Source organism: Acinetobacter sp. YH12138, assembly GCF_015218525.1.
Taxonomy (GTDB): Bacteria; Pseudomonadota; Gammaproteobacteria; order Pseudomonadales; family Moraxellaceae; genus Acinetobacter; species Acinetobacter amyesii.
Genome location: NZ_CP048670.1, coordinates 2,512,940 through 2,532,084, shown reverse-complemented (window position 1 = coordinate 2,532,084; position 19,145 = coordinate 2,512,940). Strand labels below are relative to the sequence as shown.

Sequence of the window (19,145 nt, the reverse complement as noted above, 5' to 3'; positions counted from 1 at the left end):
GTTTAAAATACAAAAAGGCAAAAATGAGTACGCAAGTAAAATGGTTTTATTCGCCATCTCTAAGTTAAGCGACTCATTTTATGGTTGGATCAAAAGTTATTTTTTTATCCCGTTTACTCGAAGCAAAGCTTTTGATCTAACACAGGAATAAAACTAATCCAACCCACTCGAAGCAAAGCTTCTCGTCTTGCGGCTGGGTAAAGCAGCGCTTTACTGATCCAGCCTCACATTTTGCCTTGATTCAATTTACTTGGCTAATCAAAATTCAGATTAACGTTCTTCAGGCAAATTGATATTCATTTCAAGCATTTCAATATTCGCTTCTGAACGAACAGACATTTGAATATGTTGCTCATCTACACCACGAACATAGCGATTTACCACTTGCATGATTTCTTTTTTCATCATGTCAATCTTGTCTTGGCTGAGGCGTTTACCTAAACCATTTTCAGATGCCACGATGACTTTTAAACGGTCTTTTGCCGTTTGTGCGCTTGACGGTTTCTCATCGCTGCTAAAAAGTTTACTCCAAAATCCTGCCATGATTACGCTCCAAATAGACGTGCTAACCAACCCTTAGGTTTTACCGTAATGTGACGGTAAGGGCGCTCTTCACCAAGGAAACGTGCAACAAGGTCATCATACGCTTGGCCAGCCGCTTCTTCTGTAAACAGAATCACTGGTTTACCTTCGTTCGATGCTTGTAAAACGCTTTTACATTCAGGAATAACACCTAAAGTCGGTACGCGTAAAATATCTTTTGAAATGTCATCAATCGTCAACATCTCTTGTTTATCCGCACGTTCTGGATTGAAACGTGTAATACAGAGATGCTTACGGATACGACCTTCGTTTTGTTCTACTTTTTTGGTTTTGCTGTCGAGCATACCAATAATACGGTCAGAGTCACGTACCGAAGAAATTTCTGGGTTCGTCACAATGATCGCTTCATCAGCATGATACATTGCTAAAATTGCACCACGTTCGATACCCGCAGGTGAGTCACAAATAATGTAATCGAACTCTTGAGAAAGTTCGTCCATTACACGAGCTACACCTTCATCTGTTAACGCGTCTTTATCACGTGTTTGAGATGCTGGCAAAATGTAGAGATTTTCAATATCTTTATCGCGAATAAGCGCTTGTTGTAATCGAGCTTCGTTATTCAATACGTTTACAAAGTCATATACAACGCGGCGTTCACAGCCCATGATCAAGTCAAGGTTACGTAAACCCACATCAAAGTCGATCACAACAGTTTTGTGGCCGCGAAGGGCTAAACCTGTTGCAAAAGATGCGCTTGTAGTTGTTTTACCTACGCCACCTTTACCTGATGTTACGACAACAATTTTCGCCACCGAATCCACTCCTGTTATGGTTTAAATCCCCTTTTTTAATTAGGGGTTTGGTGATTATTTATACATTAAAATTGCAAAGCTTCAAATACTAGCTCTTGCTGGTCATTCAAATAAATATGTACTGGCTGTTTGACCACATGAGGTGGAATGTCATCAGCGACACAGTAAGTCCCTGCAATTGAAACCAATTCAGCTTCTAATGAATGGCAGAAAATACGTGCAGCCGTGTTCCCACCAGCTCCGGCAATGACTCTACCACGAGCACTACCATAAATATGTATATTTCCTGAAGCAATTACTTCTGAACCACTATTAATCCCAGCATTAATAATGATATCGCCATGGTCTTGGACTAAACATTGACCTGTACGTAAGATTTCATTGTGATACGACGTAGCATGACGAATGGTCGGTACTTCGACTGCAGCAATTTTATCTTCGGTTTTTTCTTCTGCAGGCGCGGGCTCTTCAACCACTTGTTCGCGTGTCGGTTTAACTTGTTGTAGTTTGCGATCCGCAGGAACTACGGGAAATTGGATAGCACGTGCTTGGTCCGATAGCGGACCTTCAGTGACACCAATCGGTTGAATTTCAATACTAATAAGTAGTTGAATCAGTGCAATTAGTTCTTGATCAACCGTACTTTCAATCACGGCTAATGTTCCGGGTGGAAAAGCCTTTTGGAACATTGGAGTAAGTTGCTGGCGGATCGCATCATGATCATTGATATCGAGGTGAATGCGAATCGCATTGACCATTTTGCCTTTTATCCGTATATCAGCCATATTGAATCCTTGAGACTTCTAACTATTACTTTTGTGCCGAAGTAGTTATGTTGTAAATAGAGCAAATCCTAGAACAATTTGCATGAATACTCTAGCGGAGTTCGCAATTATTTTTGACTAAGTGTTTATTCTGTAGCTTGGTCCTGTTCCTGCATAATCTGCTGCCACTGTTTTACTTTCACTTGCTTACGAATAGCCTCTAGACTTTCAAAAACCGCAGAGCGAACCAACTCATCCAGCTGGACATTATTTTCGATTTCAATACGGCTAACACGCTGTGAAATGTCTAAATATAGATTGGGTTTTTGAGCCGTCGATGTATTGGGATAAGCCAATGGGGAAATTAAACCTTGGGTAATATTTTCACCTAAACGTTGCCCGATACTTTGAATCTGCTGTTCAATGCGGCTGCCAACGATTGGCACTAAGCGCAATAGCTGCGTGAGTTCTGGAGTGTCTTCGATGGCCTGACTTACGATTTGTCCGACATTTTTGGCGATCAATTCACGTTCAGTACGTAGCTCTTTGCTTAAATTTTCTTGCAAAATCTCAGCTAAAACTTGGGTGAACATCTCACGGTGATGCTGCACAAGATTACTAATTAGGTCTTTATGGGTTGTACTGGTATTGAGCTCATGCTTAACACCATCTAACACGGTAAGTACTACTCGATCAGACAGTTCTTCCATCACCACACGATAATAAAACAAAGCTTTCTTTTGCCATGCCGATGGCACAATCTGATAACCCATTTCATAAAGTCGATAGGCAATCACGCCCGCGCGAAATAAACGCAGGAAACGTAAATGCGGCACAATGGCTAAAATTTCGTACCAATGTATAAACGGGAAGAAGAACCAGCGCTGATGGTGCTTGTTGATGATGGCAATCGCCCAACGCACCAATAGTTCTACAATCAAAAAGATAATGAACCACGCTTCGGTGGTAATCACCCACGGATGCAAATGTTCACGGTAAAAACTCAGCACATCGGGCAGGTGGATACTGTTAAAGAACCAACTGCCAAGATTGCTCATGAGGAAAAAGTTCATGCACAGGCAGAACAAGTTAAAAACAATAATAAACACCATGAATATGTCATAAATCAAAAACAGTTTGAATGACCAACTGTCTGGATTGACATGATGATATTTGGATTTCTTGTTTTGCGGCATGCTGTTCTGCGACATAAAACTTCTTCTTAATTATTCAGTAACTGAGTATTTAGCTTTCATACGAGTAATGAGTTGGTCTTTCTCCGTCCACAGCTCATCTACCCAATGCTGAAATTTTTCACGGAATTCTGCATCATCTTCATAGTTGCCGCCATGCACCCACGTTGGAATTTCAATTTTACGTAAATCCACGGCGATACGCGGAACTTCACCGAGCCAAAATTCGCCATAACCTGGTGCACCATTTGGATAGACGATGGTCATATCTACGAGAGCATCAACTTGATCCCCTAAAATATTGAGTGCCAGTGCTAAACCACCCGCTTTCGGCTTAAGAAGGTTTTGATACGGTGATTGCTGTTGCGCATGCTTTTCAGGGGTAAAGCGAGTGCCTTCCAAATAGTTCAGCAGGGTAAAAGGCTGGCTCAATAACTGTTCACAAGATTTACGCGCTTCTTCCATATCTCGATATTTAAGTTCAGGATTTTTCGCGATTTGTTCCTTGCTGTGTCGTTTCATCATTGGAAAGCCTAAAATTTTAAAAGCTTGTCCAACAAATGGAATGAAAATGAGTTCCCATTTGGTAAAGAAACGCGTCAGTGGCATACGGGTTAAACCAAAATATTGGTTAACTGTTGTATCGACCCAACTCTGATGGTTACAGGTCATGAGATAGCGACCATGCAAATTTAAGTCGAGGCCTTCATCGATGGTGATATCCCATTTTGTGTTGGGTAAAACGTGATCAATTAACCAGTTATTAACCATGAGCCAACTGTTGGTAATTTTTATGTTGGTTTCATCAACCTTTTTTGATTTTTTAAAGAGTTTGGTTAGACCAAGGGCTAGTACAGGAGGACCATGGAAAAAAGTACTGCCTGTCATAACTGAACCGACGGTAAGTCCTTTGCTAATTTTTTTTAGTGTCGGTTGCTTATTTGTTTGAGATGACATATAAAAAGTCCTAGCGGAAATTGTCCAAATAATGATTTATTCTAATAAATATAGTTCGAGTTGATTAAATAAAAAAGGGCATCTGCAGAACTGTGAAGAAATTGTGATGGAATTAACAAATAAATCTCGTATTCATATTACAAATTGTAACTAAACGTTTTATTATTAACAAAAAATCAATGGTTCAGCCATTTGTTTTACTTCATCATTTCAACCATACAACAAAACACAAAGAAGGAGGCATGCAATGCGTGCACTAGTAATTTCGGCAGTAGTTGGGGCAATGGCACTTACTGGTTGTCAAAACATGGAATATGACAAAGCAGCAATCGGTACTGGTCTAGGTGCTCTTTTAGGCGCTGGTATTGCTTATTCTAATGCTGATAAAGACAAAATGGGTCAAGCAGCTGCAATTGGTGCTGTAGTTGGTGGTGGTGCAGGTCTTCTTCTTGATAAGAAAGAAAAACGTCTTAAACAAGAATTGGCTGGTACTGGTGTTGACGTAGGTCGTAATCCAGATGGTTCGATCAACCTTGTTATGCCATCAGTAACTTTCGCAACTAACTCTTCAACTATTCAATCTCAGTTCCAATCTGCATTGAATGATGTTGCTAAAGTATTGCGTGAAGACGGTACTGCAAACAAACTTGCAATCGTTGTACATGGTCACACAGACAACACTGGTACTGATGCGATCAACAACCCACTTTCTCAAAACCGTGCAAATTCAGTGAAAAACTACCTAGCGTCTCAAGGTATTTCTTCAACTCGTATTACTGCACGTGGTTACGGTTCAACTTCTCCAGTAGCGGATAACTCAACTGCTGCAGGTCGTGAACAAAACCGTCGCGTAGAAATCTCAGTTTACGAAACTAAATAAGTTTTAGTTCGAAACGAAAGGCCACCCTCGGGTGGCTTTTTTTATGGCATTTTTAATGACCGATAAAATACATTTTGCATTAGGCAAGATCGTTTCAGATGACTATAATCATCCTCGAATTAATAAGAGGAAAGACTATGTCACTGGCAAGTCAGTTGAACGACAAGCAACTTGAAGCAATGAAATACACTCAAGGACCCTTGTTAGTACTTGCAGGGGCAGGTTCAGGCAAAACATCGGTGATTACCCGTAAAATTGCCTATTTGGTGAAGCATTGTGGTATTCCTGCGCACCGTATCACCGCGATGACCTTTACCAACAAAGCTGCGCGTGAAATGAAAGAGCGTGTGACGAAGCTGATGAGCCGTGAAGAGGCAAAAGGGCTGTCGGTTTCTACATTCCATAACTTCGGGCTAAACATGCTCCGTTTGGAATTAAAAAATACACCACTGAAAAATAACTTTTCAATTTTAGATGCAGATGACTGCAAACGCATTTTGATGGACTTAATGCATCGCGACAATTTATCCGGTGCAGAAAGTAAAGAGCTGATTGCCAAAGCCATGAAAATGATTTCAGATTGGAAAAACGATCTGATTCCACCTGAGCAAGCGCATACCACCTGTGAAACAGCAGAAGACGTTCAATTTGCGCATTTGTATCAACTGTATGAGCGTAATTTACGTGCGTACAATGCCGTTGATTTTGATGATTTGATTGTCATGCCGACGCGCTTATTACAAGAAAATGCAGAAGTGCGTGATCGTTGGCAGAATCGAATCCGCTATTTATTGGTCGACGAATATCAAGATACCAACACCGCGCAATATATTTTGGTGAAATTACTCGTGGGTGTCATGGGACAGTTCACCGCGGTAGGTGATGATGACCAATCGATTTATGCATGGCGTGGTGCTAAGCCTGAGAATATGGCTTTATTGAAGGAAGATTTCCGTAATCTGAAAGTGATTAAGCTTGAGCAGAACTATCGCTCGACCAGTCGTATTTTAAAAGCTGCCAATACCGTTATTGGCAATAACCCACATATTTTCGATAAAAAGCTTTGGTCAGATAAAGGCCATGGTGAAGTGATCCGCGTGATTACTTGTCGTAATGACGATGATGAATCAGAACGCGTCGTAAAAGACTTGATTACGCACAAGCTGATGAACGGTAAAAATTGGAAAGACTACGCCATTTTATACCGTGGTAATTTCCAAGCGCGTGCTCTAGAGACACAGCTACGCCAAATGCAGATCCCGTATAAATTATCGGGTGGTCAGTCTTTCTTCGCTCGTGCTGAAATTAAGGACTTGATGAGCTACTTACGTTTGATCATCAACCCTGAAGATGACAGCGCATTCTTACGAATTATCAATACACCAAAACGTGCGATTGGTCCTGTGACTTTGGAAAAGCTTGGTCTATTTGCGCAGGAAAGTAATTTGTCTTTGCTCAGTGCAGCAGGGGATCAGCGCTTGAGCATGGCGATTCCGAAAAAAGCTACAACCCAATTGGCTGAATTTGCAGACTTTATTTCGACCTTTACCCGTGAATTATTAGAAGATGATGAGCCTGTTCCGATCATTCGTCGCATGATGATTGAAGCAGGTTATATCGACTATGTTAAAGAGTCTGCTGCTACACCTGCGCAGGAAAAAACCAAGCTGGATAATATTGAAGTGCTATATAGCAGTATTCAAAGTTTGATTAACCGTGCAGAAGATGTCGATGAAAAGAACATTGAAAGTGTGATTCGTAAGATGGTGCTGCTCGATATGTTAGAACAGCAACAAGAAGAAGAAGACACTGACAAAGTCAATTTGTTAACACTCCACGCGTCGAAAGGTCTGGAATTTCCATTCGTTTATTTGATTGGTCTGGAAGAAGAAATTCTACCGCATAAAAACTCCATTGCTGCTGACACGGTCGAGGAAGAACGTCGACTGATGTACGTAGGGATTACTCGTGCACGTCAAGGCTTAACCATGACTCTAGCAGAGCAACGTAAAGCCGGTGGTCAAATGCGACAAATGACACCAAGCCGTTTCTTGGACGAACTGCCACAAGATGAATTGGAGTGGTTAGGGCGCAAGAAAAAGCTGGCAGGGGATATCGATCCTAAACAGCAAGCACAGCATTATTTAGAAAATTTACGCGCGCTGATTAAGCGTTAAAGCTTAATGCGTAGAATATTTTATTTATTTTTTGAAATTCGTTTTATTGAAACAGGAATGAACCATGAAAGTTCAAGTTAAAGTTCTCGACACACGTTTAGGTACGGAATGGCCAATGCCAACTTATGCAACAGCAGGTTCGGCAGGTCTAGATCTACGTGCATGTGTAGAAGAAACCACCGTAATTGAACCGGGTCAAACTGTTCTGGTAAAAACAGGCCTATCGATTTATATCGAAGATACGCAGTATGCAGGTTTAATTCTGCCACGTTCAGGCTTAGGTCATAAACACGGAATCGTGTTGGGTAACTTGGTTGGTTTGATTGATTCAGATTACCAAGGTGAATTGATGGTATCTGTTTGGAACCGTAGCCAAACTGCATTTAGCCTAGAGCCGGGTGAGCGTTTAGCACAATATGTTTTAGTGCCAGTTGTACAAGCTCAGTTTGATATTGTAGATGAGTTTGAAGCCACTGAACGTGGTGCAGGCGGTTTTGGTCATACAGGTAAAAACTAATCAGCGCGAGACTTTTGATCCAGTGTGTTGACAAGTAAATGCCTAAAATCAAGTAGCTAATAAAAAACCATCCTCGTGATGGTTTTTATTTATATCATTTTATTTAAATTTTAATTTATTCAAATTCAAATCTATATTTAGAGTATTTTGGATCTTATCAGGATTTTTAATTCTGATGAGTTCACTTGGTTTATATTTTAGGGGTGAGGGTAAAGAATAATTAGAATTTTGTGTATTGGTTTAAATTTGATCGATTTACTATATTTATACACATTTGAATAAATAATCAAAAATATTTGAAAAGTAAAATATTTAAGACTAAATGATAAATTGATATTTTTATTAATGTAAGGTATTGATTTAATTTTAAAAATAAATTAGTGAATAAATGTGAGTGTAATTTTTAGATCAGTATTTAAATATTATTAATTGATTGTTAACTAAATTTGTTATAAAAAAAGCTACACTTTTTTTCAGGATTTTATCCTTTAATTAAAAGCTTAAATTCTCAATAGAATTTTAGATTTTTTAATTAATAAAGATGTAATTAGAAGAACATAGTATGGGTTCACTGTTTAGTCACTTTCCGCAACATATTTTTCGTGCATATGACATTCGCGGGAAAATATCGCTCTTAAATGCTGATTTAGTTCAGTCAATTGCTTGTGGCTTAGTCAAACAATATTTAGATGTAGGGCAAAAGAGACTTGCTATTGGCTATGATGCGCGTTTAACCAGTCCAACCTATGCAAAAATAATTCAAAAAGTCTGCCATGAGGCTGGCCTTGAAGCGGAAATTATTGGCTGCTGCTCAAGCCCGATGTTGTATTTTATTGCGGGACAATTTCAAGGCAATGGCATTATGGTGACGGCGAGCCATAATCCAAAATCAGATAATGGTATCAAGTGGATTATCAAAGGTGAGCCACCTTGTCCAGAGATGATTCAACACGTTGCAGTCGAAGCACGAAATTGTTTTTCATCGGAACGTGTGCATTTGATGATTGAACTTGAGCCACACGAAATCAAGCCTGAATATTGTTTGGCCTATCAGAAATTTATTTTAGATGACATTCATTTACAGCAACCACTTAAAGTTGTGATCGATGGCATGCATGGTTCAGCTGGGCATTGTGCAGCCTTATTATTAAATAAATTAGGCTGTGAAGTTTTGGCATTACGTTGCCAAGCTGATGGACATTTCCCTGATCATGCTCCAGATCCATCACAGCTCAAACATTTAACCCTTCTCCGCCAAGCCATACAGCTACAAAAAGCCGATATTGGCATTGCTTTAGATGGTGATGGTGATCGTTTAGTGCTGATTGATGAAACTTGCAAAGTCGTTTCTGCAGATCGATTATTATGTTTATTTGCTGAAATTTGTTTGACTCAAAAACCACATGCAGAAGTGGTATTTGATGTGAAATGTTCAACAATGATTCGAGATACCGTGTGCGATTTAGATGCGCAGCCTGTCATGATTCGAACGGGCAGTAGTTTCTTGCGAAAATATATTTCCCAATCTAAAGGCAAAGCGGTTTTTGGTGGTGAATACGCAGGGCATTATGTTTTTAATGACGGTCGTGGTGGTGGCTATGACGACGGTCTATATGCTGCCTTAAGGGTCTTAGAATATATTCAAACTCAGGGGCTGACATTGTCAGAAGCTTTGGCGAAATATCCAGAGCGCTTTAGTACCGAAGATTTATATGTCAGTACGCATCAGCATGATCCAGCGGAAGTTTTAAAGCAGGTTGAAGCTAATTCTGCGCGAATTTCGGCACAAATCAGTAAAATTGATGGAATACGCCTTGATTTTGATGATGGATTTGGCATCATTCGAGCATCGAATACAGGTGAGTATTTCACTTTACGCTTTGATGCCAACTCATCAGCACGCTTAAAAGAAATACGAGATCTGTTTGTTTCCATGTTAGTTGAGCACTATCCAGACATTGCTCATGACATTCCAGATGCTCAATAAGGAGAGGCAAATGCCACATCAACATACTGGCATCGACAAAGCACAAATCCTGACGGAAGCTTTGCCGTATATTCAACGTTTTGCGGGTAAGACGCTGGTAGTGAAGTATGGTGGTAATGCCATGACCGATCCTGAGCTTGAGAGCTCATTTGCACGTGATATCGTGCTGCTGAAAACGGTTGGTTTAAATCCGATTGTGGTACATGGCGGTGGTCCACAAGTGGATTCATTCCTCAAACAATTAGGCCGTGAGTCTGATCGTATCGACGGTATGCGCGTGACTGATCCTGCAACGATGGAAGTTGTCGAGATGGTCTTGGGCGGCAGCGTGAACAAATCGATTGTGAACTTAATCAATAAACACGGTGGCCGTGCAATTGGTTTAACGGGTAAAGATGGTAATTTGATCCGTGCGCAAAAATTATTGATGGAAAAAACTGCCGAAGATGGTTCAGTAAAACAGATTGATTTAGGTCTAGTTGGCGAAGTGGTTGGTGTGAAAACTGACGTACTTGAAATGTTTACCCAAAGCGATTTTATTCCTGTGATTGCACCATTAGGTGTAGACGAAGACGGCAATACCTATAACATCAATGCTGACTTGGTTGCAGGTAAAGTGGCGGAAGCATTGGGTGCGGAAAAGCTAATTTTATTGACCAATATCACGGGTGTTTTAGACGAAAATAAAAATCTGCTGACTGGGTTAACCACCCAAGAAGTCGATCGTTTGATTGAAACTGGCGTGATCTATGGCGGCATGATTCCGAAAGTTGGCTGTGCATTAGATGCAGTCAAAGGCGGCGTAATCAGCGCGCATATCGTTGATGGTCGTGTACCTCATGCAACATTACTTGAAATCTTTACAGATCATGGTGTGGGGACTTTAATCACCAATCGAACCAATGTGAAAAAAGCTTAAGATACTTAGCATTTTTTGATATAAAAAAGCCTCTTTTGAGGCTTTTTTATTATTTATCAGTTGGCTAAGTGACATTTGAAAAGATCAAATAATGTATTTGCCCTGTTGGATTATAAAAACTCTTATAATGGCGCCGATTTTAGATTTACAACAACTAAAACTGTCATGCACAATAGAGAAATCATAGATTTACTGCTGAAATGATCAATATGTGCCAGCTGCTCGGAATGAATTGTGCGACTCCTACCGATATTACTTTTTCGTTTAGGGGATTTTCGCAGCGAGCAGGAATTACCTCAGATCATTGTGATGGCTTTGGTATCGCTTTTTTTGAAGATAAAGCATGTCGTTTATTTGTCGACAATCAATCTGCTGTAGAGTCTCCGATTGCTGAGCTGATCCGAAACTACCCGATTAAATCTCGCAATGTGATTGCACACATTCGTAAAGCGACACAAGGCAAAATTAATCTTGAAAACTCACATCCATTTAGTCGTGAATTGTGGGGCAGACAGTGGATTTTTGCACATAATGGCGACCTACATGGCTTTCAGCCTGAGCTCACGGGGCGCTTCAGCCCTGTTGGCAATACCGACAGTGAATTGGCCTTTTGCTATTTGCTCGAGCAAATGGTGAAACGTTTTGGTTATACCGAACCTACACTTGATCAGGTGTTTGACCTGTTATTAGAAATCTCTCCGAAAATTGCGGAACATGGCACCTTTAATTTTTGTTTGTCGAATGGGCAGGCGCTCTTTAGTTATGCGATTACCAAGCTGCATTGGCTGGTTCGAGAGTTTCCATTTCAGCCTGCACAGTTGATTGATATTGATGTTGAAGTCGATTTTAGTGAAGTCACTACGCCTGAAGACCGTGTTGCCGTGATTACCACTGAACCCTTAACGCAAAATGAAGTTTGGACAGCATTTGAGCCGGGTGAAATGATTTTATTTCAACATGGTCGTCCAATACGTGCTGCAAAGACGGTTGTTGAACGTTTAGAACGTGAGCGGCTGGACCCATCTTTAAAACGTGTCACACGTGCAGATCAGTATTAATTTTGAATGAAAGATATTCATTATAAAAATGAATATCTTACACTTTATTGAATTAAGGGTGTTTTCTAAGATATTGAATTGATTAAAAAATATCTTAGCTTTATACTCGGGATTAAATAAATTAACATAATAAAAACAATTGATTACAATATAAATGGCAGTATTTCAATTAAAACCAACCTTTTTACTTCATTTTTATTTAAGTTCTTTAATTATATGATGAAATTTACGTGATAAGTCCTTCATATTTATAGGTGGTCGTAATGAAAATGAAATGGGTTCCAGAATACAATACTGGTATCGATGTGATTGACGATCAACACAAACGGATTCTTGACTACATCAATGAAATTGATGGCATTGACGCAAATACAGATCGTGATCGTGTAAAACAAATTCTGGAAAACATTATTGATTACACGCAATCACATTTTACCTTCGAAGAATCTTTACAAGAAGAAGCGGGTTATAAATATCGTGTGCCACATAAACGCGTACATGATTTATTTATTAAAAAAATTGAATCTTACCGCGACCGTTTTGAAATGGGGCATGCGATTGAAAATGAATTACATGAAGTGCTTTCAAAATGGCTAATTAACCATATTCAGCACGATGATGCTGATTATGTCGGTGCTGTTAAAGAAAATATGATGGGTATCATCAAAGAAAAAGAAAAGAAAAAAGGCAAAAATTGGTTTGCACGTTTCTTTTCATAACCTCAAAAAATGAAATAAAAACAATTAAATTCTAATAATATCATTTGCGCAGCAAATCACCTTTAAGGTGATTTGCTTTTTGTTTTTGATTTTCAAGGCACAGCAAGGCAAAATAGCGCTAGAATTTTCAAAGGAATTTGTCATGCAGGACAATGCGATGTCGAAATGGTTATCGCCACTGATGGCGTTCTGTTTATCTTTTATCATTATTGCAACTTTAGCACCGGTAACAGGTATTCAAATTGAACGTCAGCTAGATTTCTGGCTGTTGTGGCTAGGTACAATGCTTATTTTAGCTTTACCGCTATGTTATTTGGAAATTGCCTTAGCAAAACGTTCAAAAATTACAGCAGTTCAAGCACTGTCTTCGCTAACACGTGATGCGGATGCTTCACCCAAATGGCGTATAGTCGGTTGGCTTGCCGTAGTATTTATTCCATTTTTAGCAGGTGCCATGCTTTCAGCCGCGTCGCAATATGTGGCAATTTTTACAGCTAATGGCTTTGCCTATAGCATTATTTTGGCTGTCCTTGCAGTCATTGCATTTGCATTGTCGTTTGTACCACGCCAATTTTTAGTGATTTTGACCGCTATTGGTGTGATTGCTGCAGTAGTCTTAGCGAATGTTATGGGAACTGCCTTACCAGAGTGGAAAATGACTGCGCTCGAATTTAGTGAGTGGGGCAATGCAACCGTCTTGGCGCTCGTAGCAAGTGGTTTGGGGATGGGCTTGTACTGGCAGTCAAGTTTGCCAGCTGTGAAGCAACAAGAGATTGCAAGCAAAACGGTATTTCCAATTTGGATCGCTCAACTTTTGGCAGTGGTTGCTTTTGCCTTTTTCGCAGCAAAAGTACAAGTACCTGCTTTAGCACTGGTTGTGGGTTTAGTCGCAGCTTCAGCATTGCTGATTCAAATGGCACGTGAACAATTACAACAACGCCAATTGGCCGTAGTGGTGCAATGGGCGATTTTATTGGTTGCGGTTTTTGTATGGGCACTGAGCACTGTTGTTCCAGTATTTAATATTGCCTTGTTGATTTGGGGCTTAATTATTTGTCTGATTTATGCGATTTTCGCAGGTTGGATTATGAAGATTAGTCATCTACGTAAGTCAATGAACTTCAGTCATGAAACCTTTTATAATATTTGGCGTATTGCTGTACGTATCGTAGTGCCCTTGTCAATAATATTGGCATTGGTGGCTGTGATTGGGCAGTTATTCTAATGACAGCTCAGTTACAAGTATGGGTCGCTTATGCGAGCGTGGAACAGCAGATATTAATTCCGCTGAGCTTTAATCCCGGTATGACGGTTGAAGATGCTATTGTGCAAAGTGGCATTCGAAAACAAGTGGATTTACCCGAAGAATTAACACTAGGAATCTTCGGGGCGCGTGTAAGCGATTCATTTCAGTTACTTGAAGCAGGTGATCGTGTCGAAATCTATCGTGCATTAACCATTAATCCGAAAGATATTCGTCGTAATCGCGCCAAGAAAAATCCCGTTGGCCGTTATTGTCGAGGCAATCGTTTCAAACAATTGTACTTATAAAAAAAACCCCTAAATTTAGGGGTTTATTTTTATCTTAAAGCGACTATAGTGGTGGCGCAGTTAAAATCGCTTCTTTAGAACCTGGTAAGCCTGGTTGTGACTCTGGAATGGTTTCTAAGCCTTCAATTTTTTGAACGATACCGTTTTGGTCAAAGAAGATTTTTAAGTGTTGACCATGTGCAGCAGGAATCTTGGCTTTTTTAGCATATGTTCCTGGGGTATACTTATAAATGTAGTCCCAACGTAACGGATTCATTGGATCGGCAACAGTTGGACTACCTAGCAAAAAGCGAACTTGTTGGTGGCTCATTCCCACTTGAATTTTAGCCGCTTGTGCTTGAGTTAAAGGTGTACCTTGTGGAATATCAACTTTATAAACGCCCAAGGTTGAACAGCCTACGAGCAATGAAGTGACGAATAACGTCAGCATGATTTTTTGCATTTTGCTAAACTATCCCAAATTAATTATGATGCATTTGATCCAAGGATAGATCATACTGCATCTACACTTTGTTGCATATTCCAACTTTAATTTTGTTGAGAGACCTTTTTTCATGCCTATTTCAAATCAAGATTTACGTAAAGCTGGACTTAAAGTTACACTTCCACGAATTAAAATATTGGAATTGCTTGAAAATTCAAGACAACATCACTTAAGCGCAGAAGATATTTATAAGACTTTACTTGAACAAGGTGAAGATGTGGGTTTAGCAACTGTGTATCGCGTGTTAACACAGTTTGAAGCTGCAGGTATTATTCAACGCCATCATTTTGAAAACAATCATTCTGTTTTTGAGATTATGCAAGAAGATCACCATGACCATATTGTGTGTCAAAACTGCAATAAAGTGGTGGAATTTACTAATGATGTGATTGAGCATGAGCAACATCAAGTGGCAGAAAAATTTGGTTTCCAACTTACAGGTCACTCATTAAATCTTTATGGCTATTGTGATGCGCCTGAATGCCAAGAAGCATATCGTAAAAAATAATCCGATACGGATGAGAATGAATAAAAAAACAGACTTCATGTGAAGTCTGTTTTTTATTTCCGAAAGCGTTTAAGCAAAATTAATGTTGACCATCAAAGGTAATATTTGAATTTGCACGCAGTAAATGCTCACCGCCTTCTTCAGACAATTTAATTTGTAGACGCAGGTCGTTCGGTGAATCGGCATGTTTGAGCGCATCTTTGTAGCTAATTTGCTTGGCTTTATAAAGGTCATATAAGGCTTGGTCAAAGGTTTGCATACCTAGTTCACGAGAACGCTTCATCAGGTCTTTAATTTCATGCACTTCACCCTTACGGATTAAGTCTGAAATTAAAGGTGAGTTGATCAAAATCTCAATGGCAGCACGACGTGAATTACCATCAATGGTTGGAATCAATTGCTGCGCAACCATTGCTTTTAAATTCAAAGACAAGTCCATGAACAGCTGACTATGACGATCCGCTTCAAAGAAGTGAATGATACGGTCGATGGCCTGGTTGGCGTTGTTGGCATGCAGAGTAGCAAAAACCAAGTGACCCGTTTCAGCAAAGGCAATCGCATAGTCCATGGTTTCACGTGAACGAATCTCACCAATCAGAATCACGTCAGGTGCCTGACGTAGCGTATTCTTTAAGGCAACTTCGAAAGAGTCGGTATCAATACCCACTTCACGTTGGGTAATGATACAGCCTCGGTGTTGGTGTACAAATTCAATCGGGTCTTCAATTGTAATGATATGACCTTTGCTATTTTCATTACGATAGCCAATCAAAGATGCCAAAGAGGTTGATTTACCTGTACCCGTTGCACCTACGAAAATGATAATGCCACGCTTGGTCATCGCTAATTCTTTTAAAATCGGCGGTAATTTCAACTCATCCATCGTTGGAATAACGGTTTCGATACGACGCAGAACCATACCTGGCTGGTCACGTTGTTGAAAGGCGCTGACACGAAAACGAGCAGATTTACTGGTATTACTAATGGCAAAGTTACATTCGCGCGTATCGGCAAATTCCTTACGCTGTTTGTCAGACATAATCGAATGTAAGATTTGACCGACAGTCGGGCCCGGTAACTTAGTCGAGCCAATTGGCAAAATTTGCCCATTGATCTTAATCGAGGGTTCAACATCGGCTGTAATAAACAAATCCGATGCTTTTTTCTCCACCATATAATCAAGTAAGCCGTTAAAATCCATAACGATCGCCCCAGAAAAATAAAAAAATTACAAGAAAGATTCGGGTTGTTTTGCTGCAGTCCGTGCAGTTTGCGTACTAATAATGCCTTTTGCGACAAGGTTTTTTAAGCTTTGATCGAGTGTGGTCATACCGTAGTTGGCACCCGTTTGAATCGCAGAATACATTTGCGCGACTTTGTTTTCACGAATCAAGTTACGGATCGCAGGAATACCGATCATGATTTCATGCGCAGCCACACGACCGCCACCATTTTTCTTGAGTAGGGTTTGTGAAATTACGGCTTGAAGTGATTCGGATAACATGGCACGAACCATATCTTTTTCTTCAGCAGGGAATACGTCAATCACACGGTCAATGGTTTTTGCGGCAGAGGTTGTATGGAGTGTACCGAAGACCAAGTGACCGGTTTCAGCAGCTGTCAGCGCCAAACGAATGGTTTCAAGGTCACGCATCTCACCGACTAAGATAATATCCGGGTCTTCACGCAGTGCGGAACGAAGTGCTTCGTTAAAGCCGTGCGTATCACGATGTACTTCACGTTGGTTGACCAAGCATTTTTTTGATTCGTGTACAAATTCGATCGGGTCTTCGACCGTTAAAATATGGTCATAACGGTTGTCGTTAATGTAATCAACCATCGCAGCAAGCGTGGTTGATTTACCCGAACCTGTTGGACCGGTCACCAATACGATGCCACGTGGATATTCACAAATATCTTTGAAGATTTGGCCCATGCCAAGATCTTCAATAGTTAGTACTTTTGAAGGAATGGTACGGAATACGGCACCAGCACCACGGTTTTGGTTAAATGCGTTCACACGGAAACGAGCCACGCCAGGTACTTCAAATGAAAAGTCAGTTTCTAATTTTTCTTCGTAATCACGACGCTGTTTATCGTTCATGATGTCGTAAACCAATTTGTGCACTTCTTTGTGTTCAAGAGCAGGAAGGTTGATACGACGAACTTCACCATCCACACGAATCATTGGTGGCATACCAGAAGATAAATGTAAATCCGAAGCGTTATTTTTGGCAGCAAAGGCCAATAGTTCTGTAATGTCCATAAAATCCCCGAGATAAAAATTAAATCTTAATTATTTTGATAGAATAATAAGGCTTTCCCACAGCTTAACCAACACTTAGTTGCAGGGCAATGCAAAAAAAGATGAATGAAATGAGAACCCCGTCAATGAATAAACTTCAAGAAGCACGAAATCAAGTCTTGCAGCAAATTGAGCAGGCTTGCCAACTTGCGGGTCGACCACAGCAGTCGGTTGAATTGTTGGCTGTATCTAAGACGCATCCTGCTGAAATGCTAAGAGAAATGTATACAACGGGGCAACGCTCATTTGGTGAAAATTATCTGCAAGAAGCGCTTGAAAAAATTGAGGCTTTGGCAGATTTAGAGATTGATTGGCATTTCATTGGTCATGTACAGCGCAATAAAACCAAACATTTGGCTTCAAACTTTGCTTGGGTGCATGGGGTAGACCGTTTGATTATTGCGGAGCGTTTATCAAGCCAGCGAGAAGCGACGCAAGCACCTTTGAATATTTGCCTACAAGTCAATATTGATGCGCAAGATACGAAGGATGGCTGTCAGCCGAATGAAGTAGCAGGTTTGGTCGCACAGATTTCTACGCTACCGAATTTACGCTTACGTGGACTGATGGTGATTCCTGCTCCAAACAATCCGCAAGCGTTTGCTGATGCCAAAATGCTCTTTGAACACGTCAAAGCACAGCATGCGAAACCTGAAGATTGGGATACATTAAGTATGGGGATGTCAGGCGATATGACTGATGCGATTGCTGCGGGTTCAACGATGGTTCGCGTGGGGACAGCATTGTTTGGCGCACGTGATTATTCAAAATAGGACAGAAGATTCAGCCTGCTTTCAAAAACTAGGCTTATAAAGTGTAAGCACAGCAGATAAATTTTCACAATAGATGAAACCTATGGGTTCAAAGTGAGCCTTTTAATTTGAACTTTCCATTAAAGTTGAGTACAAAATAATCAGGATGTTTTTGATATTGAAGTAATTCACACTTGGACAAATAGGGAAGTTCATGACGGCATATTATCAGTTGATTCAACGCGACGTAGATGCGCAAGGCTGTGTCACGGCACATTACCATTCGACCAATTTAGCACAAGGTGCATGGAATGCACATGAGCAACACATGGCACCAGCTACAGGCATTATTTGTGCTGAATTAGACCGTTTTTCACCACGTCATGATATGCGTATCGGGCGCATTAGCCTCGATATTTTGGGCTTAATTCCTGCTGGCGAGTTTGAAATAATCACGCAAGTGATTCGTCCGGGAAAAACCATTGAACTGATTGAATCTGAAATGCGGGCTCAGGGCAAAACCTGCATTGTGGCACGCACTTGGCGCATGATGACGCAAAATAGCCAGTCCGTGAAAGGTTTGGAGGATGCTGATGTGACTGGGCCAGAAACTGCGCCGATTTGGGACGGTATCCGTCAGTGGCCGGGGGGATATATTCAGTCGATTGAAGCAAGAAGCCATGGGCGCCGTGCAGGTCAAGGCATTGTGTGGCTGAGAACACAGCATGACATGGTTGAAGGTGAGCCGACTGCTGATTTTGTCCGTTTAATGGGCATGGTTGATACCGCCAATGGTATTGTTCCGCGTCAGGATTGGCCATTTGGCTGGGGCTTTCCAAATCTGGATCTACAAATCCATTTGCACCGTTTACCACAGGGACAGTGGTTAGGTCTGGAAACCGTGCAGCAGTATGGAGCGGATGGTGTTGGTTTGAGTAGTTCTGTATTGCATGATGTCCATGGCCCATTTGGGCGTAGTGAACAGATTTTAACGCTACGTCCACTCGGGACGTAAT

The 19,145-nt window shown here is 40.6% G+C and carries 20 protein-coding genes; 12 read left to right on the top strand and 8 right to left on the bottom strand.

Annotated elements, in window-relative coordinates; genetic code table 11:
* Nucleotides 1–270: 270 nt before the first annotated feature.
* The 5 genes from minE to G0029_RS12195 all read right to left on the bottom strand — a co-directional run bounded on the left by minE (nt 271) and on the right by G0029_RS12195 (nt 4,272).
* The gene (gene minE / locus G0029_RS12215; RefSeq protein WP_078190039.1) at nt 271–543 is read right to left on the bottom strand and encodes a cell division topological specificity factor MinE; all 273 of its coding nucleotides are present in this window, start codon (nt 541–543) and stop codon (nt 271–273) included.
* A gap of 2 nt (nt 544–545) precedes the next feature.
* Nucleotides 546–1,358, bottom strand: coding sequence for a septum site-determining protein MinD (minD, locus tag G0029_RS12210; RefSeq protein WP_067670152.1), 813 nt, complete (start codon nt 1,356–1,358; stop codon nt 546–548).
* 65 nt (nt 1,359–1,423) lie between these two features.
* Entirely contained in the window at nt 1,424–2,143 is a 720-nt protein-coding gene (minC, locus tag G0029_RS12205) for a septum site-determining protein MinC (protein WP_180110010.1), read from the bottom strand.
* 125 nt (nt 2,144–2,268) lie between these two features.
* Nucleotides 2,269–3,333: a preprotein translocase subunit SecA gene (locus tag G0029_RS12200; protein WP_373685044.1), complete on the bottom strand. Its 1,065-nt coding sequence runs from the start codon at nt 3,331–3,333 to the stop codon at nt 2,269–2,271.
* A 15-nt stretch (nt 3,334–3,348) separates the two neighbouring features.
* Nucleotides 3,349–4,272, bottom strand: coding sequence for an acyltransferase (locus G0029_RS12195; protein WP_180050356.1), 924 nt, complete (start codon nt 4,270–4,272; stop codon nt 3,349–3,351).
* Between the two features lie 247 nt (nt 4,273–4,519).
* Between G0029_RS12195 and G0029_RS12190 the strand changes: the two genes are divergently transcribed.
* From G0029_RS12190 to G0029_RS12150, 9 genes are all read left to right on the top strand, one after another.
* Nucleotides 4,520–5,152 carry an OmpA family protein gene (locus G0029_RS12190; protein ID WP_078193108.1) on the top strand — a complete coding sequence of 211 codons (633 nt, stop codon included), beginning with the start codon at nt 4,520–4,522 and terminating at the stop codon, nt 5,150–5,152.
* Nucleotides 5,153–5,289: 137 nt separating this feature from the next.
* Nucleotides 5,290–7,329: a UvrD-helicase domain-containing protein gene (locus G0029_RS12185; RefSeq protein WP_078193107.1), complete on the top strand. Its 2,040-nt coding sequence runs from the start codon at nt 5,290–5,292 to the stop codon at nt 7,327–7,329.
* Nucleotides 7,330–7,393: 64 nt separating this feature from the next.
* Complete coding sequence (gene dut, locus G0029_RS12180) at nt 7,394–7,846, top strand: dUTP diphosphatase (protein WP_078193106.1); 453 nt, start codon at nt 7,394–7,396, stop codon at nt 7,844–7,846.
* 562 nt (nt 7,847–8,408) lie between these two features.
* A complete protein-coding gene (locus tag G0029_RS12175) occupies nt 8,409–9,833 on the top strand; it encodes a phosphomannomutase/phosphoglucomutase (RefSeq protein WP_180108018.1) in 1,425 nt (474 codons plus the stop codon).
* Between the two features lie 10 nt (nt 9,834–9,843).
* Nucleotides 9,844–10,752: an acetylglutamate kinase gene (gene argB / locus G0029_RS12170; RefSeq protein ID WP_078190033.1), complete on the top strand. Its 909-nt coding sequence runs from the start codon at nt 9,844–9,846 to the stop codon at nt 10,750–10,752.
* A gap of 209 nt (nt 10,753–10,961) precedes the next feature.
* Nucleotides 10,962–11,810, top strand: a complete 849-nt coding sequence (locus tag G0029_RS12165; protein WP_111885279.1) for a class II glutamine amidotransferase — start codon at nt 10,962–10,964, stop codon at nt 11,808–11,810.
* Nucleotides 11,811–12,073: 263 nt separating this feature from the next.
* Entirely contained in the window at nt 12,074–12,529 is a 456-nt protein-coding gene (locus tag G0029_RS12160; protein WP_078190032.1) for a bacteriohemerythrin, read from the top strand.
* A 142-nt stretch (nt 12,530–12,671) separates the two neighbouring features.
* The gene (locus G0029_RS12155; protein ID WP_111885268.1) at nt 12,672–13,754 is read left to right on the top strand and encodes a hypothetical protein; all 1,083 of its coding nucleotides are present in this window, start codon (nt 12,672–12,674) and stop codon (nt 13,752–13,754) included.
* Nucleotides 13,754–14,080 carry an RnfH family protein gene (locus tag G0029_RS12150; protein WP_180108019.1) on the top strand — a complete coding sequence of 109 codons (327 nt, stop codon included), beginning with the start codon at nt 13,754–13,756 and terminating at the stop codon, nt 14,078–14,080. The genes G0029_RS12155 and G0029_RS12150 overlap by 1 nt, the downstream gene beginning before the upstream one ends.
* Before the next feature lie 43 nt (nt 14,081–14,123).
* Here G0029_RS12150 and G0029_RS12145 read toward each other — a convergent pair whose 3' ends face one another.
* Nucleotides 14,124–14,522, bottom strand: coding sequence for an outer membrane protein assembly factor BamE (locus G0029_RS12145; protein ID WP_078193102.1), 399 nt, complete (start codon nt 14,520–14,522; stop codon nt 14,124–14,126).
* Nucleotides 14,523–14,634: 112 nt separating this feature from the next.
* Here G0029_RS12145 and fur point away from each other — a divergent pair, with 112 nt between their 5' ends.
* A complete protein-coding gene (gene fur / locus G0029_RS12140; RefSeq protein WP_078193101.1) occupies nt 14,635–15,072 on the top strand; it encodes a ferric iron uptake transcriptional regulator in 438 nt (145 codons plus the stop codon).
* A 79-nt stretch (nt 15,073–15,151) separates the two neighbouring features.
* On the opposite strand, the gene G0029_RS12135 is transcribed toward fur, so the two are convergent.
* Together G0029_RS12135 and G0029_RS12130 are read right to left on the bottom strand one after the other, a co-directional pair.
* Nucleotides 15,152–16,273, bottom strand: coding sequence for a PilT/PilU family type 4a pilus ATPase (locus G0029_RS12135; protein WP_168379063.1), 1,122 nt, complete (start codon nt 16,271–16,273; stop codon nt 15,152–15,154).
* A 27-nt stretch (nt 16,274–16,300) separates the two neighbouring features.
* A complete protein-coding gene (locus G0029_RS12130) occupies nt 16,301–17,338 on the bottom strand; it encodes a type IV pilus twitching motility protein PilT (RefSeq protein ID WP_078190026.1) in 1,038 nt (345 codons plus the stop codon).
* 125 nt (nt 17,339–17,463) lie between these two features.
* Here G0029_RS12130 and G0029_RS12125 point away from each other — a divergent pair, with 125 nt between their 5' ends.
* Nucleotides 17,464–18,150 (top strand): YggS family pyridoxal phosphate-dependent enzyme, encoded by a 687-nt coding sequence (locus G0029_RS12125; RefSeq protein WP_180108020.1) that lies wholly within the window; start codon nt 17,464–17,466, stop codon nt 18,148–18,150.
* A gap of 193 nt (nt 18,151–18,343) precedes the next feature.
* Complete coding sequence (locus G0029_RS12120; protein WP_078193098.1) at nt 18,344–19,144, top strand: thioesterase family protein; 801 nt, start codon at nt 18,344–18,346, stop codon at nt 19,142–19,144.
* Nucleotide 19,145: the final 1 nt, after the last annotated feature.